This window comes from Propionicimonas sp. (genome assembly GCF_034927565.1).
Lineage (GTDB): Bacteria > Actinomycetota > Actinomycetes > Propionibacteriales > Propionibacteriaceae > Propionicimonas.
This window is the reverse complement of the sequence record NZ_JAYFPT010000004.1, coordinates 1-20170: the sequence shown is the minus strand read 5'-3', so window position 1 is coordinate 20170 and position 20170 is coordinate 1. Positions and strand designations below refer to the sequence as shown.

At 68.6% G+C, this 20170-nt stretch carries 19 protein-coding genes; 1 reads left to right on the top strand and 18 read right to left on the bottom strand.

Going from position 1 to position 20170, the window contains the following annotated elements; translation table 11 throughout:
- From argG to VB080_RS01360, 8 genes are all read right to left on the bottom strand, one after another.
- Positions 1–1422 carry an argininosuccinate synthase gene (argG, locus tag VB080_RS01395; protein ID WP_323416627.1) on the bottom strand — a complete coding sequence of 474 codons (1422 nt, stop codon included), beginning with the start codon at positions 1420–1422 and terminating at the stop codon, positions 1–3.
- Positions 1423–1480: 58 nt separating this feature from the next.
- On the bottom strand, positions 1481–3265 hold the full coding sequence (gene leuA, locus VB080_RS01390) for a 2-isopropylmalate synthase (RefSeq protein WP_323416626.1): 1785 nt from the start codon (positions 3263–3265) through the stop codon (positions 1481–1483).
- Between the two features lie 170 nt (positions 3266–3435).
- Positions 3436–4350 (bottom strand): GTPase Era, encoded by a 915-nt coding sequence (era, locus tag VB080_RS01385; protein WP_323416625.1) that lies wholly within the window; start codon positions 4348–4350, stop codon positions 3436–3438.
- Positions 4347–5690, bottom strand: a complete 1344-nt coding sequence (locus tag VB080_RS01380) for a hemolysin family protein (RefSeq protein WP_323416624.1) — start codon at positions 5688–5690, stop codon at positions 4347–4349. The genes era and VB080_RS01380 overlap by 4 nt, the downstream gene beginning before the upstream one ends.
- Before the next feature lie 7 nt (positions 5691–5697).
- Complete coding sequence (ybeY, locus tag VB080_RS01375) at positions 5698–6168, bottom strand: rRNA maturation RNase YbeY (protein ID WP_323416623.1); 471 nt, start codon at positions 6166–6168, stop codon at positions 5698–5700.
- A complete protein-coding gene (locus VB080_RS01370) occupies positions 6165–7103 on the bottom strand; it encodes a PhoH family protein (protein WP_323416622.1) in 939 nt (312 codons plus the stop codon). The genes ybeY and VB080_RS01370 overlap by 4 nt, the downstream gene beginning before the upstream one ends.
- 94 nt (positions 7104–7197) lie before the next feature.
- Positions 7198–8238 (bottom strand): alpha/beta fold hydrolase, encoded by a 1041-nt coding sequence (locus tag VB080_RS01365; RefSeq protein ID WP_323416621.1) that lies wholly within the window; start codon positions 8236–8238, stop codon positions 7198–7200.
- Positions 8228–8668, bottom strand: coding sequence for a DUF5709 domain-containing protein (locus VB080_RS01360; RefSeq protein WP_323416620.1), 441 nt, complete (start codon positions 8666–8668; stop codon positions 8228–8230). The genes VB080_RS01365 and VB080_RS01360 overlap by 11 nt, the downstream gene beginning before the upstream one ends.
- A 164-nt stretch (positions 8669–8832) precedes the next feature.
- Between VB080_RS01360 and VB080_RS01355 the strand changes: the two genes are divergently transcribed.
- A complete protein-coding gene (locus VB080_RS01355) occupies positions 8833–9048 on the top strand; it encodes a hypothetical protein (RefSeq protein ID WP_323416619.1) in 216 nt (71 codons plus the stop codon).
- Between the two features lie 35 nt (positions 9049–9083).
- Here VB080_RS01355 and VB080_RS01350 read toward each other — a convergent pair whose 3' ends face one another.
- The 10 genes from VB080_RS01350 to hrcA form a co-directional block, all read right to left on the bottom strand.
- Positions 9084–10187 (bottom strand): ABC transporter ATP-binding protein, encoded by a 1104-nt coding sequence (locus tag VB080_RS01350; RefSeq protein ID WP_323416618.1) that lies wholly within the window; start codon positions 10185–10187, stop codon positions 9084–9086.
- An 11-nt stretch (positions 10188–10198) separates the two neighbouring features.
- A complete protein-coding gene (locus VB080_RS01345; RefSeq protein WP_323416617.1) occupies positions 10199–11929 on the bottom strand; it encodes an iron ABC transporter permease in 1731 nt (576 codons plus the stop codon).
- Positions 11926–12984 carry an ABC transporter substrate-binding protein gene (locus tag VB080_RS01340; RefSeq protein ID WP_323416616.1) on the bottom strand — a complete coding sequence of 353 codons (1059 nt, stop codon included), beginning with the start codon at positions 12982–12984 and terminating at the stop codon, positions 11926–11928. The genes VB080_RS01345 and VB080_RS01340 overlap by 4 nt, the downstream gene beginning before the upstream one ends.
- Positions 12985–13104: 120 nt before the next feature.
- Complete coding sequence (locus VB080_RS01335; protein WP_323416615.1) at positions 13105–13797, bottom strand: response regulator transcription factor; 693 nt, start codon at positions 13795–13797, stop codon at positions 13105–13107.
- Positions 13794–14597, bottom strand: coding sequence for a HAMP domain-containing sensor histidine kinase (locus tag VB080_RS01330; protein ID WP_323416614.1), 804 nt, complete (start codon positions 14595–14597; stop codon positions 13794–13796). The genes VB080_RS01335 and VB080_RS01330 overlap by 4 nt, the downstream gene beginning before the upstream one ends.
- Positions 14598–14607: 10 nt before the next feature.
- Positions 14608–15615 (bottom strand): FHA domain-containing protein, encoded by a 1008-nt coding sequence (locus VB080_RS01325; RefSeq protein ID WP_323416613.1) that lies wholly within the window; start codon positions 15613–15615, stop codon positions 14608–14610.
- 130 nt (positions 15616–15745) lie between these two features.
- A complete protein-coding gene (gene tgt, locus VB080_RS01320) occupies positions 15746–16984 on the bottom strand; it encodes a tRNA guanosine(34) transglycosylase Tgt (RefSeq protein WP_323416612.1) in 1239 nt (412 codons plus the stop codon).
- Positions 16971–17714 (bottom strand): 16S rRNA (uracil(1498)-N(3))-methyltransferase, encoded by a 744-nt coding sequence (locus VB080_RS01315; protein WP_323416611.1) that lies wholly within the window; start codon positions 17712–17714, stop codon positions 16971–16973. The genes tgt and VB080_RS01315 overlap by 14 nt, the downstream gene beginning before the upstream one ends.
- Positions 17711–18877, bottom strand: coding sequence for a molecular chaperone DnaJ (gene dnaJ, locus VB080_RS01310; RefSeq protein ID WP_323416610.1), 1167 nt, complete (start codon positions 18875–18877; stop codon positions 17711–17713). The genes VB080_RS01315 and dnaJ overlap by 4 nt, the downstream gene beginning before the upstream one ends.
- 2 nt (positions 18878–18879) lie before the next feature.
- Positions 18880–19896, bottom strand: coding sequence for a heat-inducible transcriptional repressor HrcA (gene hrcA / locus VB080_RS01305; RefSeq protein WP_323416636.1), 1017 nt, complete (start codon positions 19894–19896; stop codon positions 18880–18882).
- Positions 19897–20170: the final 274 nt, after the last annotated feature.

Sequence of the window (20170 nt, the reverse complement as noted above, 5' to 3'; positions counted from 1 at the left end):
TCAGTCGGTGCCGAAATCGAAGGCCGCACCCTCCTCCGCCTCGGCGACGGCCGGGGAGACCTCGGCCGGCAGTTCGCTGATCGCCGGCGCCGCGCCCTGTTCGAGGACTCCCACCAGCTGGGAGATCGTGCCGCCAACCATGCCCTGGCCGGCGTACTGCTCCAGCCGGGTGCGGGAATCCTCGATATCGAGGTTGCGCATGGTGAGCTGACCGATCCGGTCCAGCGGACCGAAGGCGGCGTCCTCCACCCGCTCCATGCTCAGTCGCTCCGGGTGGTAGCTGAGGTTGGGGCCGTCGGTGTCGAGGATCGAGTAGTCGTCGCCACGGCGCAACCGCAGGGTCACTGTCCCGGTCACCGCCGAGCCCACCCAGCGCTGGATCGACTCCCGCAGCATCAGCGACTGCGGGTCGAGCCAGCGGCCTTCGTACATCAGCCGGCCGAGCTTCAGCCCGAAGGAGCGGTAGTTCTCCAGGGTGTCCTCGTTGTGGATCGCCGACAGCAGCCGCTCGTAGGCAATGTGCAGCAGGGCCATGCCCGGGGCCTCATAGATGCCGCGGGACTTGGCCTCGATGATGCGGTTCTCGATCTGGTCCGACATGCCCAGGCCATGCCGCCCACCGATCGCATTGGCCTGGTAGACCAGGTCCACTGCGGTGGCGAAGGTCTCCCCGTTCAGCTCGACCGGGCGGCCTTGCTCGAACCGGACGGTGACGTCTTCGGTGGGAACCTCGACCGCCGGATCCCAGAACCGCACGCCCATGATGGGTTCGACGATCTCGACCCCGACGTTGAGGTTCTCCAGCTCCTTGGCCTCGTGGGTGGCACCCCAGATGTTGGCGTCGGTGGAGTAGGCCTTCTCCTTCGAGTCGCGGTAGGGCAGCTTGCGTTCGGCCAGCCACTGGCTCATCTCGGCGCGGCCGCCGAGTTCACCGACGAAGGCCTCGTCCAGCCAGGGCTTGTAGATCCGCAGCTTGGGGTTGGCCAGCAGGCCGTAGCGGTAGAACCGCTCGATGTCGTTGCCCTTGTAGGTGGAGCCGTCACCCCACACCCAGACGTCGTCGTCGCGCATCGCGCGCACCAACAGGGTGCCGGTCACCGCCCGCCCGATCGGGGTGGTGTTGAAGTAGGCCTTGCCGCCGGTCCGGATGTGGAAGGCGCCGCAGGTCAGCGCGACCAGGCCCTCCTCGACCATCAGGTCCCGGCAGTCGACCATCCGGGAGAGCTCGGCGCCGTACTCCAGCGCGCGGCCCGGGACGGAGTCGATGTCCGGCTCGTCGTACTGACCGAGGTTGCCGGTATAGGTGCAGGGAATCGCACCCTTCTCGCGCATCCAGGCGACAGCGACCGACGTGTCGAGACCGCCGGAGAAGGCCAGGCCGACGCGTTCGCCGACCGGAAGTTCGGTGAGGACCTTGGGCATGGCCGGATCCTATCGGCTCGGTTCGGGGTCACCCCACCGTGCCCGTCCCTGGCAGGGCTCAGGGACGGGGGGCGGCCTCGTCGGTCATCCCCGCCTCGTGGTCGCGGGCATCACGGTTGACCGCGCTCACCACGGCCCGCAGCGAGGCGGTAACGATCGACTCGTGCAGACCGACCCCCCACATCACGTGGGCGTCCTCCCCCTCACCGATCTCGGTCTCGACATAGGCCGCCGCACGGGCGTCACCGCCGGCGGACAGGGCATGCTCGGAGTAATCCAGCACCCGGACGTGGTGGCCCAGGATGGCCAGGGCGTCCACGAAGGCCGACAACGGGCCGTTGCCCTCACCGATGACCTCGCGTTCAACGCCGTGGTTACGAACAACGGCGGTGACGGTGTAGCCGCCGCCGTTGGAGACGGCCTTGACGGTGACCAGTTCCAGCGGCTCGGTGCTGGTCAGGTATTCCGCGGAGAAGATCTCCCACAGCTCGGCCGGCGACACCTCCCCGCCCTCGGAATCGGTGTGCTTCTGCACTGCCCGGCTGAACTCCATCTGCAGCCGCCGCGGCAGTTCCAGCTGGTGCTCGGACTTCATCAGGTAGGCCATGCCGCCCTTGCCAGACTGGCTGTTCACCCGGATCACCGCCTCGTAGGTGCGGCCCACGTCGTGCGGATCGATCGGCAGGTAGGGTGCTTCCCAGGCGACCTCGTGGATCGTCTGCCCCTGGGAAGCCGCCTGCTTCTCCAGCGCCTCCAGCCCCTTCTTGATGGCGTCCTGGTGGGAGCCCGAGAAGGCGGTATAGACCAGATCCCCCGCGTACGGGTGGCGCGGATGGACCGGCAGGTTGGTGCAGTACTCGACAGTGCGACGGATCTCGTCGATGTCGGAGAAGTCGATCTGCGGGTCGATGCCCTGGCTGAACAGGTTCATGCCCAGCGTCACCAGGTCGACGTTCCCGGTGCGCTCGCCGTGGCCGAACAGGCAGCCCTCAACCCGGTCGGCGCCGGCCATCAGAGCCAGTTCGGTAGCGGCCACGGCGGTACCCCGGTCGTTGTGCGGGTGCAGCGAGATCGCCACGTGCGGCCGATTGCGGACGTTGCGGCCGAAGTACTCGATCTGGTCGGCGTAGGTGTTGGGCGTCGACCGCTCGACGGTCGCCGGCAGGTTCAGGATGATCTCGCGGCCCGCCTCCGGCGCCCACACGTCCATCACCGCGTTGCAGACCTCGATCGCGTAGTCGGTCGGGGTCTGGGTGAAGATCTCCGGGCTGTACTGGTAGCCGAACTCGACATCGGTCAGGTGCTGCTCGGCATACTTCATCACCAACTCGGTGCCGCGGGTCGCCAGCGCCATGGTCTGCGCCTCGTCCATGCCGAACACCACCCGGCGGAACAGCTCGGCGACCGCGTTGTACAGGTGAATGGTCGCCCGCTTCGCCCCGACCAGCGACTGCGCGGTGCGCTCGATCAGGTCCTCGCGGGCCTGGGTCAGCACCGAGATCGTGACGTCGTCGGGGATGGCGTCCTCGACGATCAGCGAGCGGACGAAGTCGAAGTCGGTCTGTGAGGCGGACGGGAATCCGACCTCGATCTCCTTGTAGCCCATCCGGACCAGCAGGTCGAACATCTTCCGCTTGCGCGAGGGCGTCATCGGGTCAATCAGAGCCTGGTTGCCGTCCCGCAGGTCGGTGGAGAGCCAGCGCGGCGCGTGGGTGATCTTCCTCGCCGGCCAGGTGCGGTCGGGCAGGTCGATCGGCTCGAACGGGGTGTAGCGGCCGAACGGCATCGGGCTGGGCTGCTGCACCGGCACAGCCTGAGGCCGGGTGGGGTGAATGGTTGTCATGGTGTTCCTCGCTGGGTTACTGGTGAGCCAGGCGCGTGACGAACTCCGCAGCGAGGAGGCCTGAACTTGGAACTAGGCCTCGCTGCGGCGAGCAAGCAGGAGGGTCGCCCACGACATGGGAATTACTGTCGCACACCACGGACCGATCCGCCAGCCTGCCCGTCGGCGTTTCAGAATCCGAGCCGGTTGAGCTTCTTCGGGTCACGCTGCCAGTCCTTGACCACCTTGACCTTCAGGTCCAGGTAGACCGGCATCCCGACCAGTTCGGCGATCTGGATGCGGGCGGCGGTGCCGACCTCCCGCAATCGCTGGCCACGGTGGCCGATCACGATCCCCTTCTGGGAGTCGCGTTCCACCACCATCGAGGCGTAGATGTCCAGCAACGGACGGTCGGCGGGACGGCCCTCGCGCTGGCCCAGCTCGTCGATGATGACGGTCAGGGAGTGCGGAAGCTCGTCCTCGACCCCCTCCAGGGCCGCCTCCCGGATCAGTTCGGCGATCCGGGTCTCCAGCGGCTCGTCGGTGACCTCGCCGTCGGGGTAGAGCCGCGGGCCCTCGGGCAGCAGCGCGATCAGTTCGTCGGCGACGACGTCGACCTGGTCGTCGGTCAGCGCCGAGACCGGGACGACACACGACCAGCGAATGCCGAGCTTGTCCTCCAGGGAGGCGATCTTCACCAGGTGCTCTGCCATCCGGGCGGGCTTGACCAGATCGGACTTGGTCGCCAGCGCCACCAGCGCCGGCGGCCGGGGCAACGCGGCGATCTCACCGACCAGGAACTCGTCCCCCGGACCAATCCGCTGGTTCGCCGGCAGGCAGACGCCGATCACGTCCACCTCCGACCAGGTCTGGAAGACCAGGTCGTTCAGCCGCTCGCCGAGCAGGGTCCGCGGCCGGTGCAGGCCGGGGGTGTCGACCAGGATCAACTGGGCATCCGGCCGGTTGACGATGCCGCGGATGACGTGCCGGGTGGTCTGCGGCTTGGAGGACGCGATCGCCACCTTCTCTCCCACCAGCGCGTTCAGCAGGGTCGACTTACCGGCATTCGGACGGCCAACGAAACAGGCGAAGCCAGAACGCGTCACGACGTCCTCCCCGCCGATTCGGCGGCCAGCTTGGCGGCGGCCTCGGCCGCCTCGTCGACGCTGTCGTCATCCTCGTCGGGCACCAGCGAGGCCAGCACCGTCTGGATCTGGTGGCGGCGGCCCGAGCCGCGCTCGGCGACCAGTTCGATGCCCTCCCAGTGCACCACCGAGCCCGGGATCGGCACCTTGTTCAACTCCTTGGCCATCAGCCCCAGCACGGTGTCGACCTCCTCGTCGTCCAGCTTGCGTCCGAAGAGCTCGCCCAGGTCGTCGATCGGGAGCCGGGCGGAGACCCGGAACCGGTTCTCGCCGAGTTGGGCCACCGGCGGCACCTCCTGGTCGTACTCGTCAACGATCTCGCCGACGATCTCCTCCAGGATGTCCTCGATGGTCGCCAGCCCGGCAGTGCCGCCGAACTCGTCGATCACGACCACGACATGGCTGCGGGTGAGCTGCATCTCGCGCAGCAGTTCGTCCACCGGACGGGAGTCGGGGCAGAAGGACGGCGGCCGCATCAGGGTTTCGACCAGTTCGCTGGTCTGCGCCTTCGGATTGTCGTACATCCGGCGGATGATGTCCTTGAGGTAGAGCACGCCGACCACATCGTCGACGTCATCGCCGATCACCGGGATCCGGCTGAAGCCCGACCGCAGCGCCAGCGAAACCCCTTGCCGCAGGGTTTTGGTGCGCTCGATGTAGACCATCTCGGTGCGCGGCACCATGACTTCCTTGACGATCGTGTCGCCGAGTTCGAAGACCGAGTGGATCATCTTGCGCTCGTCGGCCTCGATCAGCTCGTTCGCCTCAGCCATGTCGACCAGTTCCCGCAGTTCGGCCTCGGAGGTGAACGGCCCGTCGGAGAACCCCCTGCCCGGGGTGAGCACATTGCCGATCACGATCATCAACTGCGGGATCGGGCCCAGCACGGTGGTCAGCGCGTTCACCGGGCCGGCGGCGGCCAGCGCCACGGTGTCCACGTGCTGGCGTCCCAGGGTCCGCGGGGCGACGCCGAGCACGATGAAGGAGACCACCACCATGGTCAGCACCGGGAACAGCAGTTGCTCCCACAGCGCGGTCAGGTGCTCGAAGTAGACCAGGCTGACCAGCACGATGGCGGTGGCCTCCAACAGCACCCGCAGGAACAGGACGGTGTTGAGGTAGGGCGCGCGGTCAGCCACCAGTTGCTGCAGCCGCCGGGCGCCACCGCGGCCCTCGTCAACCAGGCGTTCGGCCCGGGACTTGGAGACCGACGAGAGCGCTGCCTCGGCGGCGGTCAGCAGCGAGGCCAGCAGGACACAGACCGCTGCGCAGGCGATCAGGGTCCACTGCGTCTGGGTCACCGCTGCCTCACCCGGCCTGGCCGGCAGCGGCCCGGTGTCTGCCCCATGCGGCGATGATCCGGTCGTTGAGGTCGAACATGACCTTCTTCTCGGCCGGTTCGGCGTGGTCGTGACCGAGCAGGTGCAGCAAGCCGTGGATCAGCAGGTAGTCGGCCTCCTGCTCCGCCGTCCGGTGATTCTCGGCCGCCTGCGCGGCGGTCACCTCCGGGCAGAGCACGATGTCGCCGAGCAGGCCGAGCGGCGGCTCCTCGCCGTCGCTGGGGGCACGCAACTCGTCCATCGGGAAGGACAGCACGTCGGTCGGACCGGGTTCGTCCATGAACTTCTCGTGGTAGGCGGCCATGGTCTGGGGGTCGACCAGCAGGATGGACAGCTCCGACTGGGGATGGATGCGTAGCAGCTCGAGCGCGAATTCGGCCAGGCCGACCAGGCGAGCATCGTCCACCGCGAGGCCGGACTCGTTGTTCAGGTCGATCATCGGGTCTTCCTGTCGTGGGTGGGGCTGTTCCGGGTGGCTTCGTAGCGGTCGTAAGCCGCCACGATCCTGCCGACCAGCCGGTGCCGGACAACGTCATGGCTGGTCAGATTGCAGAAGGCGATGTCGTGCACCCCGTCCAGCACGTCCTCGATCAGCTTCAGGCCGCTGCGGGTGCCGGTGGGCAGGTCGATCTGGGTGACGTCTCCGGTGACCACCATCTTGGAGTTGAACCCCAGCCGGGTGAGGAACATCTTCATCTGTTCCATCGAGGTGTTCTGCGCCTCGTCGAGGATGATGAACGCATCGTTGAGCGTGCGGCCCCTCATATAGGCCAGCGGTGCCACCTCAATGGTGCCCGCGGTCAGCAGCCGCGGCACGCTCTCGACATCGAGCATGTCGTGCAGGGCGTCGTACAACGGCCGCAGATAGGGGTCGATCTTGTCGTTGAGGGTGCCGGGCAGGAAGCCGAGCCGCTCGCCGGCCTCGATCGCCGGCCGGGTGAGGATGATCCGGTTGACCTGCTTGGCCTGCAACGCCTGCACGGCCTTGGCGACCGCCAGGTAGGTCTTCCCGGTGCCGGCGGGGCCGATCCCGAAGACCACCGTGTGGTTGTCGATCGCGTCCACATAGCGTTTCTGGTTGAGCGTCTTGGGACGGATGGTCTTGCCCCGGGTGGAGAGGATGTTGTGGGTCAGCACCTCCGCGGCCGGGACGTCGTGACTGACCATGCCGACCACGCGCTCGACCGCGTCCGTGGTCAGGCCCTGGCCGGTCCGGACGATGGTGATGAGTTCGGTCAGCACATCGGCGGCGGCAGTCACCGCTGCCGGGTCTCCGACGAAGGTGATCTCGTTGCCCCGCACGTGGATGTCCGCCTCGAGTGCCGACTCCAGGATCCGGAGGAACTCGTCGCGTGGCCCGAGGACCGACACCATGTTGATCGATGCGGGAATGGCGACGCGGCGCTCGGCGATGGCTGCGCTTGGCTGGTTCAGCGGTCCTCCTGTGACGTGAGGCCCCTTATCGTACTCAACCTGCCGACGCTGCGAACCTGTCGGTGGCAGCCACCAGTTCGGCGGCGATCTCCGGTTCGGTGATCGAGTGCCCGGCCAGCACCACCCGGTAGTCGGCCTCGGGCCAGACCCGGTGCAGGTCGTCGGCAGTGCGGACCGGACAGGGCAGGTCGTAGGCGCCCTGGACGATAACCGCAGGGATCTGCCGGAGCCGATCGGCCTGCTGGAGCAATTGGCCTTCGGCGAACCAGCCACCGTGGACGAAGTAGTGGTTCTCGATCCGGGCGAAGGCGACGGCGTGCTCCGGGTCGAGGGACTCCTCCACCGCTGCCTGGTCGAGGACCAGGTGGGAGGTGGCGGTCTCCCAGGAGGTCCAGGCCTGGGCTGCCGGCACATGGACGGCCGGGTCGGCAGCGAACAGCAGCTCGTGGTAGGCGGCAATCCGGTCGCCGCCGTGCCGCCGCAGCAGTTCGGAGGTCGCCGGCACCGTGCCCTGACCGCGCGGCCAGGGGGCGTCGAACGGCTCGTGGGCCCCCAGCAGCGGCGCCTCGAAGGAACGCCACCAGGCCGGTGCCAGGTTGCCGGCCCCGCCGTTGTAGTACCAGTCGAGCTCGCTGCGCCGCAGCGTGAAGATGCCGCGCAGCACCAGTGCGGTGACCCGGTCGGGGTGGGTCTCGGCGTAGGCCAGGGCCAGCGAACTCCCCCAGGAGCCGCCGAAGACCAGCCAGGCATCGATGCCGCGGTCAGCACGCAGCTTCTCCAGGTCGGCCACCAGGTGCCAGGTGGTGTTGGTTGACAGGTCGACCGCCGGTTCCGAGGCGTGCGGGGTGCTGCGTCCGCAGTTGCGCTGGTCGAACAGCACCACCCGATACCGCGCGGGGTCGAAGTAGCGGCGGTAGACCGCAGCCAGACCGCCACCGGGGCCGCCGTGGACGAACACCGCCGGCAGCCCGTCGGGGTTGCCGCACTCCTCCCAGTACAGCCGCTGACCGTCGCCGACGTCGAGCCAGCCGTGGGCGTACGGTTCGAGTGGCGGGTAGAGCGGGTCAGTCCTCATCGTCGAGGTCGTCGAGATCGTCGATGATGTGCACAGCGGCTTCCTCGGCACTCGCCGCGCCGCCGTCGATCCCGACGTCATGACCGACACTCTCGGCCTCAGCGTCCTCGCCCTCGTAGCCGTGATTGGCGTCCACCAGCCGTCCGGCCCGGTGATGGCCGACCTCACGGGGTTCGTTCGGGTCGGGGTTCCACGGACCGTCGAGCCGCGGCGGCTCGACCCACTCCTGACCGATGCGTTGTTCCAGGGTCTCGCCCTGGCGCATCTCGGCGGGAGTACTGCCGAAGCCCATCGCGGGCGACCAGCGTTCGGGCGTCACATAGCCTTCGTCGAGCACGTCGACCACGCCGCGGTCCAGCAGGGTTCCCTCAGGCTGCAGCTGGTCGAGCTGCTCCGATTCTTCGGGGACGGCTTCGTCGTAGTCGGTCATACTCCTAGCCTGCCACGACCGGGGTGAACTGGCACCCACCGTGTTCGCCGGGGCGTGTCCCGTCAGGTGATGTGGGCGCGGGTAGACTCGTCAGATACCAGGCGCCTGCACGCAGGCCGCAACGACCTGCCGGAAGGCGGACGCCGCTGCGAACAGGAGAAGCTATGTCAAGCGGCTACGACGAGGCAGTACCGTCAGCTCCGGACGGACAGCCGGACCCGGCCACGGGCCAACGTTCGATCGGCAACCCGGGGACGACTACCGACCCGACCGACGAGTTCGACCAGCCACGCTCGATCGGCAACCCCGGAACAACCATCGACCCGACCGACGAATACGACCAGCCACGCTCCAGCGGCAACCCGGGACCGCACCAGTAGGCCGGACAGCAACGGCCTGACCCGGCCGTGCCGGGTCAGGCTCCGGCCGGCAGCAGCCAGGTTCGCGTCAGCTCGAAGCCGACCTCGACATAGGCGCCGGCCTGGAGGATGCCTGCCTCGTCCGGGTCGGCCTCGGCCGCGGTGATGTTGCCCTGCGCGGTCTCGACCACATACTCCACCGACTCACCGTAGAAGACGGTGGACAACACCCGCCCGATCTGGCCGCCGATGGTCTGCTCAGCGACCGGCTCCAGCCGGATCGACTCCGGCCGCACCAGCAGGACGGGCTGGCCGTCGAGCGCTCCCGGTGCCGCCGGCGTGACGAACTCCTCGCCCAGTACTGCCACCCGGACCTGACCCTCCCCAGCGCGATGGGCGGCATCGACCTTGAGGAAGTTCGCCCGGCCGATGAAGTCGGCAACGAAGACCGTCGCCGGATGGCGGTAGATCTCCACCGGCGTGGCGGCCTGCTCGACCCGGCCCTCGTTCATCACCACGATCCGGTCGGACATGCTCATCGCCTCGTCCTGGTCATGGGTGACGTAGACGCCGGTGATCCCCAGCCGCTTCTGCAGCCGCCGGATCTCCGAGCGCATCGCCACTCGCAGTTTGGCGTCCAGGTTGGACAGCGGCTCGTCGAACAGCAACACCTTCGGCCGCATCACCATCGCACGGGCCAGTGCGACCCGCTGCTGCTGGCCGCCGGACATCTGGGCGGGGGCACGGTCGCGCATGTGGGTCAGGCCCATCGAGGTGAGCGCCTGTTCGACCTCGTCGTTGAGCTGGGCGGCCGGCAACTTCTTCAGCTTCAGCCCGTAGGCCACGTTCTCCCACACCGTCATGTGCGGAAACAGCGCATAGGACTGGAAGACCATCGCCATCGGCCGCCTGTCCGGGGTGACCGCAACCATCGACTGGCCGTCCAGCAGGACGTCCCCGGCACTGGGGGTCTCGAAACCGGCGATGATCCGCAGCGTGGTGGTCTTGCCGCAGCCGCTGGGGCCGAGCAGGGTGACGAATTCGCCGGGGGTGATGGTCAGGTCGATCCGGTCGAGTGCCCGCACCACCGACTTCTTGGTGGCGAACACCTTCTCCAGGCCGGCCAGCACCAGTTCGCCGGACGATGAGGAGGTTGTCATCTGAGGCTCCTTCACGAAGCAAGGGCGTCGGCGGCCAGCGGAGAGCGATCGCGGACGACAAGGTTGAGCAGGCCGATGACGGCCATGACGAGGATGATCAGCAGGGTGCAGTAGGCGAAGGCGTGGCCGAACCGCCCGGCGTCGACCTCGGCGAAGATCTGGGAGGTCATGATCTTGGTCTGCGGGGTGGTGATGAAGATGATCGGAGACAGCGTGGTCATCGAGCGCGCGAACGAGTAGGTCAACCCCGAGAGGAAGGCCGGCCGGATCAGCGGCAGGGTGATCTTGCGGAAGGTCTGGAAACCCGACGCCCCCAGGGAGGTGGAGGCCTCGTCGATCGCCGGGTCGATCTGCTGCAGCGCCGCCACCCCCGAGCGCTGGCCCGACGGCATCGAACGAATCACGTAGACCATCACGATCGCCAGCGCGCCGGCCAGGATCGCACGGCCGCCGGCCAGTGCCGGGAACCACATCCGTCCGCCCGCAATGTAGGCCTGGGAGAAGGCCACCGAGTAGCCGATGCCGACGACGGTGCCGGGGACTGCCAGCCCGAGCATGCCCACGAAGTCGAGCACACCCTTGCCGCGGCGAAGCTTCACCACCACCAGCCAGGCGATCAACATGCCCAGCACGCCGGCGATCGGGGTTGCGATCAGCGCCAGGGTTGTGGTGGTGATCATCGCCTGGGCACCGATGCCCTGCAGGATGAAGCGGTAGTTGTCCAGCGTCCAGCTGTTGTCGATGCCCAGGGACTGGATGAAGCCGCCCACGATCACGGTGCCGTACATCAGCACGACCAGGGCGACCACGAGGGTGGCTCCGGTCCTGATGGCGACGAATCCGGCACCACGCCGGAGCAGTTGCGGCTTTCCGGCCGGTTTGCCGGTGACGCTGACCACGCTCTTGCGGGACACCCAGTAGCGCTGCACCATGAAGACCAGCAGCGCCGGGAACAGCAGCACCACCGAGTAGGCGGCACCGGCGCCCACGTTGTACTCGCCGGTGATCGCGATGAACGCCCGCGAGGCCAGCACGGTGTAGTCGCCGCCGATCGCCAGCGGGTTGGCCAGGTCGGCGATGGCCTCCACGAAGAGCAGCAGGAAGCTGCTGGCGATGCCGGGGATCATCATCGGAAAGGTGACGGTCCGGAAGATGGTCCATTTCGACGCACCGAGGGACTGGGCGGCCTCGTCGAGGGCCGGGTCGAGGTGCTCGAGCAGGCCCTTGAAGTTCATGTAGGCCACCGGGAAGAAACTCAGCGACAGCACGAAGGCCAGCCCACCCAGCCCGTAGGGGCTGATCGACAACCCCAGCAGATCGTGGCTGATCAGCCCGCGGCGGCCGAACAGGGTGATGGTGGCGGTCGCGACGGCGAACGGCGGCGAGACGATCGGCATCAACGCCACCAGGTGGAAGAACTTCTTTCCCCGGAATCGCAGCCGCACCTGGGCGTAGGCCAGCAGGAAGCCGATGGCGGTCCCGATCAGCCCCACCACTACACCCAGGACGATGGTGTTGAGGATCACCGTGCGGTTGAAGGCGGTGGAGAAGATGTGGGCCAGGACCTCGCGTCCGTCCTCGCCGAAGGCATTGGACAGCACCTTGATCAGCGGGAAGCCGATCAACAGGAACAACACCATGCTCACCAGCAGGATCAGGACGCGGGTGGAGGTGTCCTGGCGGAGTTGGCGGGGTCGGCGCTGACCGGTCGTGGCCGCAGGGGTGGAGACGGCAGTGCTCACTCCTTCGGCTCCGAGGCGATCTCGGCGTCGAAGCGTGCGATCAGGCCGGACTTGGCTGCGGCGGCTGCGGCGAAGTCGTAATCGATCAGCTTGATCTCGCTCAGCTTGGCCATCCGCTCGTCGGTGACGGCGTCCGGTGCAGTCAGCACCTGGAAGGAACCGACCGTCGGGCCGATGTCCTGCGCCTCGGCAGTCAGTGCCCAGTCGATGTAGGCCTTGGCGGCGGTCGGGTTCTGGTTCTTGGCGATCATCGCCACGCCGCCGATCTCGTAGCCGGCACCGTCCGACGGGTGGGTGACGACCAGGCTCTTGGCACCTTCCTCGCGGTACTTCACGCAGTCGTGGGTGAAGATGATGCCCACTGCCACCTCACCGCGGGCGGCCGCCTCGCCGGGGGCCGAGCCGGTCTTGGAGTACTGCAGGATGTTGGAGTTCAGCTTCTTCATGTACTCCAGGCCCTGGTCCTCGCCGCCCTTCAGCACGACCTGGGTCCACAGTGCGGTGTAGGCAGTGCCCGAGGTCGCCGGGTGAGCCATCATGATCTGGCCCTTCAGCTTGGAGTTGAGCAGGTCCTCCCACGACATCGGTTGCTCGACACCCAGTTCGGACAGCACCTCGGTGTTCGAACACAGCCCGAGGGCACCCACGTAGACACCGGTCCACCAGCCGTCGGGATCCTTGTACTGCGCAGGGATGGCGGCGGCGTTCGGGGAGACATAGGCCTCCAGCAGGTTCTTCTCCCTGGCCTGGCCGTAGCCGTCGGCCGGGCCGCCGTGCCAGACGTCGAACTCGGGCTGCTCCTTCGCCGACTCCAGGCGGGCCACCGCCTCACCCGAGCTCAGCCGGACGAAGCTGGTCTCGACTCCGGTCTTGGCCTGGAAGGCCGCGGTCATCGCCTGGCACCAGTCCTCCTGGGCGCCGCAGGCGACGACCAGTTTGCCGCTCGGCTTTCCGGTGTCCGTACCCACGCCTGCCTCGTCGACGGCGCAGGACGCCAGCATCGTGAGGGTGAGGGCAAAAGCGGAGGTGAGTGCTGCTCGAGATCGGATCTTCATGGGGGTAGTCCTTTCCGCAAGGTCCAGCCGGCGACTCTGCCCGGTCTGGTCTGAGCCTGATGCTAGGACAGCCGCGTTCGGCAGTGGGCTACGCCGAGGTCACGTTTGGTGACAGCTGTGTCACCGTCGGTCCGGGAGCAGATCGGGCATCAGATAGCCCTCTCCCCGCACGGCGACGATCAGGGGCGGCTCGGTGTCGCCCAGTTTGGCACGCAGCCGGTGGATGGTGGTCTTCAGCATGTCCCGGCCGGTCTCGGGCGCCTCGGTCAACCAGGCGGTGGCGACCAGGTCGCGCCACGAGACCGGTTCTCCCCGGTGCTCCAGCAGCGTCACCAGCAGCCGCAGTTCAGCGTCCGAGACCGGCACCCTGCGGTGGCCGACCCGGACCGTGTTGGAGCCGCGGGTCAGCACCAGCGGGCCGTTGTTGAGTTCACCCTGGGCGTTGCGCCGCAGGATCACCGCCACCCGCATCAACAACTCCCGGGCATTGAACGGCTTGACGATGTAGTCGTCGGCGCCGGCCTCGAAGCCGGCCACCCGCTCCTCCGGGGTGCCCTTGGCCGACAGGAAGCAGACCGGGATGTCGGTGGAGTCCCGGATCCTGCGGCACAGGGTGAGGCCGGAGGCATTCGGCAGCATGATGTCGCACAGTGCCAGGTCGAAGTGCTGGGCGCGAACATGCTGCAGGGCGGTCTCGGCATCGGGAGACCCAACCACGAGGTAGCCGGCCCCGGTGAGAATGTAGTCGCAGATGTCGAGCATCTGGGGCTCGTCCTCGACCAGCAGGATCCGCGCCTTCACGGGCTCCGTCATGCCACCACCTCGTTGGGGCCGCCGATCGGCAGGTTGAACATCATCGTGGTTCCTCGCTGGGCCACGGTATCAACGAACAGCCGGCCGCCGTGCCGCTCGACGATCTGCTTGGTGATGATCAGGCCCAGGCCGGTGCCGCTGCGCAGCGGGCGCCCGGAGGCGAACCGGTGGAAGAGTTCCAGCCGCTCGGCGGCGGTCATGCCCGTCCCGTCGTCGGTGACCGACACCAGGACGTCATACTCGCGCTGGGTGACCCGGACGGTCACCGGACTGCCGGCCGGACTGACCACCACCGCGTTGTTGATCAGGTTCGCCAGCGCCTGCCGTACCAGCAGCTTGTCGGCCTGCACCCAGCAGGGCACGGTCGGGCAGTCCATCACGATCGGGCTGCCCCGCAGCCCGCGCAGGTCGGCGACCAGCCCGACGACGATCTCGGCCACGTCGCAGGGCTCGAGGTGGAGATTGAACCGTCCGGCCTCGATCCGGGCCTGGGTGAGCAGGTCCTCGGCCAGTTCGATGGTGGAGTCCGCCTGGTGCCGGATGGTCTCGACGAACCGGGCCTGGGCGGACGTGAGCGGTCCCGGGCTCTGGCTGGCCAGCAGATCACCGGACAGCTTGACCATGGTCAACGGGGTGCGCAACTCGTGGCTCAGCATCGACACCTGGTCGGCCCGCCAGCGAGCCAGGCTGCGCAGCCGCCGGGCGTCGGCGGACGCCCGGCGCCACTCGACGGCACACCAGACCACCGTCGCCGCCGCCACGGCGAGCAGCGTCGCCATGACCGCCATCGCCCAGTCCACGGGCAGGATTCTAGGCTGGCTGGCCGGCGGCGTCCCAGACGAATTCGATGGTGCCGGCGAGGATCACCCGGGTGGCCGGTTCGATGGCGAACGGCTCGCGCGGCCGCAGGGTCACCGCCGGTGCCCCTGGCGGCACCACCACAGTGCCGTTGGTCGAGCCGAGGTCGCGCAGCAGCACGTTCCAGCCGTCCAGCAGCACCTCCAGGTGCATCGAGGAGGTGTCGCGGTCGGGGTCGACCAGGGTGACCAGCCGTGTCGGCTCCCCGCTGTGGCCGTCGGGCAGGGTGGGATGGCGGCCGAGCACGATGCCCCGGTCGAGGGTGACCACCTCGCCGGTGGACAGCCGCAGCACGCCCAGCGGCGGGCGCTGGGCCTCGAACGGCTGCTGCGCGGCCAGGGGCTGGCGGCACGCCCGGCAGAAGGCGACGTGCGGTGGGTTGAGGTGGCCCTGGGGGCACTGGACGGCCAGCACCACCGGCGCGATGAACAGCGGTGGCCCGGGCGGCGGCGACCAGTCGGACGGCGGAGCCGACGGCGGCGGGCCGCCGCCGAGCAGGGCGGTCGCCGGGCCCGGGTCCGGTGCCGGTGGCAGGCCGTCAGTCGGCTCGTCGGCAGCCAGCCAGATCCGGTCGGCCAGCACCACTCCCTCACCGAGCCGGAGCCTGACCCCGGTCGGCTCCCCGGCGGCGATGGCGGCCACCTCCGTCCCCACGGGCAGGCTGCGGTCGGTCAGCAGGCCGGAACCGGTGATCTGGGAACCGTCGGCGAGCAGCGCGGTGTAGCTGCCCCGGACCACCACCCGCGGCCCGGTTGTGCCCCGCTCGAGAATCAAGAAGTCGCTGACCGCCCGCAGCCCCGGCGACAGCAGCACCTCGACCAGGTCATCGGCCGAGGCAGCGGTCGCGGCACAGCTGGCCAGCCGACTCACCAGCGGATGGGTCGGCTTCAGCGACACCAGGGCGGCGACCAGCGGTCCGCAGACCGCAGTACCGCTGCCGGGCTGATAGGTGAAGCGCATTGCTGCATCGTGCCACATGCCGCAACGCCGGGAGTCAAGCCGGACGGCGCGCTAGCGGCGTCCGGAATAGACGAGGCTCGCTCTCGGCCGCTCCGCGGGTGAAGCGGGTGGAGTCTCGACGGACGGCGCGCTAGCGGCGTCCGGAATAAAAGCGGCCCAGGAACTCCGTCCGGAAGGCCTCGAACTCGCCGGCCTCGATGCTGGTCCGGATGTCGTCCACCAGCCGGACGGTGAACCGCTCGTTGTGGATCGTGGCCAGGGTCGAGGCCAGCATCTCCTTGGCCTTGAACAGGTGGTGCAGGTAGGCCCGGGTGTAGTGCTGGCAGGTGTAGCAGTCGCAGTCCTGGTCGATCGGGGCGAAGCGGCGCCGGTTGGCGGCGGTCACCACGTTGAACCGGCCGTCGGGGGTGTAGAGCGCGCCGTTGCGGGCGACCCGGGAGGGCATCACGCAGTCGAAGGTGTCCGCGCCGGCCGCGACGGCGGCAAAGAAGTCGTCCGGTTCGGAGATCCCCAACAGGTGCCGGGGCTTGTCGAAGGGCAGTTCGTCGGTGACCCAGCCGACGATGGTGCCGAGATTCTCCTTCTCCAGCGCACCACCGATGCCGAACCCGTCGAACGTCCTGCCCTCGACCGTCAGACCGGCCAGGTCACGAGCGGCCTGCCGGCGCAGGTCCTGGTACTGGGCGCCCTGCACCACCCCGAACAGCGCCTGGTAGGGCTTGCTGGCCCGGACGGCGGTGAGCCGGTCGTGCTCGGCCAGGCAGCGGGCCGCCCAGGCATGGGTGCGGTCGACCGAGCGCTCCTGGTAGCCGCGGGTGTTCATCAGCGTGGTCAACTCGTCGAAGGCGAACATGATGTCGGCGCCCAGCTCGTGCTGGATCCGCATCGAGACCTCCGGGGTGAACCGGAGCTGGTCGCCATTGAGGTGGGACCGGAAGGTGACCCCGTCGTCGTCCACCTGCGCCAGCCGCTGCTTGCCCTCGGCGATCACGTCGTCGTCGGCCAGGCCGACGGTGTCCATCGCCAGCACCTTCTTGAAACCGACCCCCAGGCTCATCACCTGGAAGCCGCCGGAATCGGTGAAGGTGGGGCCGGGCCAGTTCATGAACGCCCCCAGGCCGCCGGCGGCATCGACGATGTCGGAGCCCGGCTGCAGGAACAGGTGGTAGGCGTTGGCCAGCACTGCCTGCGCGCCGAGGGCCGCCACCGACTCCGGCAGCACCGCCTTGACCGTGGCCTTGGTGCCGACCGCGACGAACGCCGGGGTGCGGATCTCGCCGTGCGGGCTACGGATCACGCCGCTGCGACCACGGCCGTCGGGCAGGACGGTGCCGGGGGTGAAGCCGAAGGCAGCCTCAGCCACGAGCATCGCGGGCGCTGAGCGCCTGGAGCTGGGCCAGGGCCACCACGCCCGCCGTGGAGGTGCGCAGCACGGTGTCGGCGATCAGCACCACCTGGCCGCCGGCCGACGCGAAGGTCTCCACCTCGGCGTCGGTGAGTCCGCCCTCGGGGCCGACGATGAACATCACCTCGCCGCTGCCGGGAAGATCCAGTCCGGCCAGCGGCTCGGTGGCGGTCTCGTGCAGCACGACAGTGAGCGCGGTCTGCTTGATCCGCAGCGCGAGTTCGTCGGTGGTCAGCGGTGCGCTGACGATCGGCACTCGGAACCGCCGGGACTGTTTGGCCGCTTCGCGCGCGGTGGCGCGCCAGCGGGTCAGCCCGCGTTCAACCCGTTCCGGCGTCCACTTCACCACCGACCGCTCGGCCTGCCAGGGGACGATCTCGTCCACGCCCAGTTCGGTGAGCAGATCGACTGCCTGCTCGGCGCGGTCGCCCTTGGGCAGGGCCTGGACAGCCACGTAGCGAATCGGGCCGGCCGGGGTGTGCACCACCTCGTCGACCTCGACGGCGAGCTTGCCCTTGCCCAGCTCGACCACCGGTCCGCGGACGGCGGTACCGGCGCCGTCGGCGATCCAGATCACCTCGCCGAGCCGGATCCGCCGGACCGAGACGGCATGCCGGCCCTCGTCCCCGGTCAACTCGACGCGGCTGCCGAGGGCGGGGTCGTCCAGGTAGGACAGGAAGACCGGTTCGGTCATGAGAAGGTCTCCTTCAGCCAGCCGAGCACCCCGCTGCGGTGCTTCGACGCCGCCACCTCGGGACGGCCCTCGTCGCGCAGTTCGGCGAACTTCCGCAGCAACTCGCGCTGCTCGTCGTCCAGCTTCATCGGCGTCTGGACCAGCAGGGTGACGCCGAGTTCGCCGCGTCCTCCGCCGCGCAGCCGCGGCACGCCGCGACCGCTGATGGCGATCCGGGTGCCGGACTGGGTGCCGGCCGGGATGGCCACCGCGACGGTCGCCTCGGACGGGTCGAGGTCGTCGCGTTCGGCCTCCAGAGTGTCGAGTGTGATCTCGGTGCCCAGCGCCGCCGCGGTCATCGGCACCTTGACCACCACCTCCAGGTTGTCGCCCTCGCGCTTGAAGATGTTGTGGGGTGCGACCGCGAGTTCGACGTACAGGTCGCCGGCCGGACCGCCACCGGGGCCCACCTCGCCCTGGGAGTCGAGGTGGATCCGGTTGCCCGAACTCACCCCGGCTGGGATCTTGACGTTGATCGTGCGATTGCTGCGCACCCGGCCCTCACCGGAGCACTCACCGCAGGGGTGCGGGATCACGGTGCCATAGCCGCGGCAGGTCGGGCAGGGCTGGGTGGTGCGGATATCGCCCAGGAAGGAGCGCTGCACCTGGGTGATGTCGCCCTGACCGTGACAGGTCTGGCAGGTCATCGGTTCGGTGCCCGGCTCGGCGCCGGCGCCGTTGCACTTGGGGCAGATCACCGCGGTGTCCACCCGTAACGGCTTGGTGATCCCGAAAGCGGCCTCGGCGAGGGTGAGCGAGAGCCGGACGAGGGCGTCCTGACCGCGCCGGGTGCGCGACCGCGGGCCGCGACTGGAGGTCTGCGCGCCGAACATCGCGTCCACCAGGTTGGTGAAGTCGAAGCCGGCGCCACCGGGGAAGCCGAACCCGCCGAACCCGCCACCGGAGGAGCCGAGCGGATCCCCACCGCGGTCGTACATGGCCCGTTTGTTGGGGTCGTGCAGCACCTCGTAGGCCTCGCCGATCTCCTTGAACTTGTCGGCGGAGCCCGGATCGTCGGCGACATCCGGGTGGTACTTCATCGCAAGTTTGCGATAGGCCTTCTTGATCTGCTCGGTGCTGGCGTCACGGGAGACGCCGAGTACCTCGTAGTAGTCAGTGGTCACGCTCATCCTTCTGCCAGGAACCGGCCGACATAGCGGGCCACGGCACGCACCGCGGCCATGGTGGAGGGATAGTCCATTCGGGTCGGTCCGACGATACCCAACGTCGCCCAGCCGTCCGGCGCGGCGCCATAGGCGCTGGCCACCATCGAGGTGGACTGCAGCGCCTCGTAGGGGTTCTCGCGGCCGATCCGGACGGTGACGTCGTCCTCGCCGGAGGCCTCGCCGAGCAGCCGCAGCAGCACCACCTGCTCCTCCAGCGCCTCCAGCACCGGCTTCACCGTGGACTCGAACTGGTCGGAGAACCGGGTCAGGTTCGGCACTCCACCGACCACCACCCGGCCGGAGCGCTCCACGCCGATGATGTCCAGCACCGCGGCCGACACGACCGCGCCCAGCGGTTGAAGCCCGGCCGGCAACTCGTCGACGAAACTGGCGATGACCGCCGCCGCACGCTGCGCGGTCAGCCCGACCAGGGCGGTGTTCAACCGTCCGCGGAGATCGGCGACATCGTCCTCGGTGGCCCCGCCGGTATCGATCGAGCGCTGCTCGACCCGGCCGGCCGAGGTGACCACGATGGCCAGTGCCCGGTCGTAGCCGAGGGTGACGATCTCCACGTGCCGGATGGACGAGCCAAGGTCGATCGGGTACTGCACGATCGCCACCTGTTGGGTGATCTGCGCCAGCAGCCGGACGGTACGGCGCACCACATCGTCGACGTCCAGGGCGCCGGCCATGAAGGTCTCGATCGCCCGCCGCTCGGCGGTCGACAGCGGCTTGACCGAGGCCAGCCGGTCGACGAACAGCCGGTAGCCCTTGTCGGTGGGGATGCGCCCGGCGGAGGTATGCGGCTGGGTGATGTAGCCCTCCTCCTCCAGCACCGCCATGTCGTTGCGGACGGTGGCCGGGGAGACCTCGAGTCGGTAGCGCTCGACCAAGGCCTTGGATCCGACCGGCTCGCGCATGGAGACGTAGTCGGTCACGATCGCCCGCAGGATGGCGAGCTTGCGGTCATCGAGCATGGTGCACGCCTCCCGTCTTGGCACTCTCGCAGGTTGAGTGCCAGTCTATCGCGGCGGTGGAGGTGGACGCACTCAGCGGCGGGATCAGGTTCTGGAGGGTCGCGGCGAACTCGACCAGCGAGTTTCCACAGGCTCCCGACTGCTCGCGAAAAACTGTCGGACCCGGCTGTCAGACTTGTTTCATGGAGGGACGGGTTGCGCAGCAGGCGCCAGCGATCGAGAGGCTGCGGGCTGCCGCGCGCACGATCGCACTCGGCGAAGCCGCGCAGGCTCG

Bases quoted from the DNA above. Each gene is read 5' to 3' on its own strand.
- argG (WP_323416627.1), bottom strand. From the start codon at position 1,422: ATGCCCAAGGTCCTCACCGAACTTCCGGTCGGCGAACGCGTCGGCCTG.
- leuA (WP_323416626.1), bottom strand. From the start codon at position 3,265: ATGACAACCATTCACCCCACCCGGCCTCAGGCTGTGCCGGTGCAGCAG.
- ybeY (WP_323416623.1), bottom strand. From the start codon at position 6,168: ATGATCGACCTGAACAACGAGTCCGGCCTCGCGGTGGACGATGCTCGC.
- VB080_RS01370 (WP_323416622.1), bottom strand. From the start codon at position 7,103: ATGGTGTCGGTCCTCGGGCCACGCGACGAGTTCCTCCGGATCCTGGAG.
- VB080_RS01365 (WP_323416621.1), bottom strand. From the start codon at position 8,238: ATGAGGACTGACCCGCTCTACCCGCCACTCGAACCGTACGCCCACGGC.
- VB080_RS01360 (WP_323416620.1), bottom strand. From the start codon at position 8,668: ATGACCGACTACGACGAAGCCGTCCCCGAAGAATCGGAGCAGCTCGAC.
- VB080_RS01355 (WP_323416619.1), top strand. From the start codon at position 8,833: ATGTCAAGCGGCTACGACGAGGCAGTACCGTCAGCTCCGGACGGACAG.
- VB080_RS01350 (WP_323416618.1), bottom strand. From the start codon at position 10,187: ATGACAACCTCCTCATCGTCCGGCGAACTGGTGCTGGCCGGCCTGGAG.
- VB080_RS01340 (WP_323416616.1), bottom strand. From the start codon at position 12,984: ATGAAGATCCGATCTCGAGCAGCACTCACCTCCGCTTTTGCCCTCACC.
- VB080_RS01335 (WP_323416615.1), bottom strand. From the start codon at position 13,797: ATGACGGAGCCCGTGAAGGCGCGGATCCTGCTGGTCGAGGACGAGCCC.
- VB080_RS01325 (WP_323416613.1), bottom strand. From the start codon at position 15,615: ATGCGCTTCACCTATCAGCCCGGCAGCGGTACTGCGGTCTGCGGACCG.
- tgt (WP_323416612.1), bottom strand. From the start codon at position 16,984: ATGCTCGTGGCTGAGGCTGCCTTCGGCTTCACCCCCGGCACCGTCCTG.
- VB080_RS01315 (WP_323416611.1), bottom strand. From the start codon at position 17,714: ATGACCGAACCGGTCTTCCTGTCCTACCTGGACGACCCCGCCCTCGGC.
- hrcA (WP_323416636.1), bottom strand. From the start codon at position 19,896: ATGCTCGATGACCGCAAGCTCGCCATCCTGCGGGCGATCGTGACCGAC.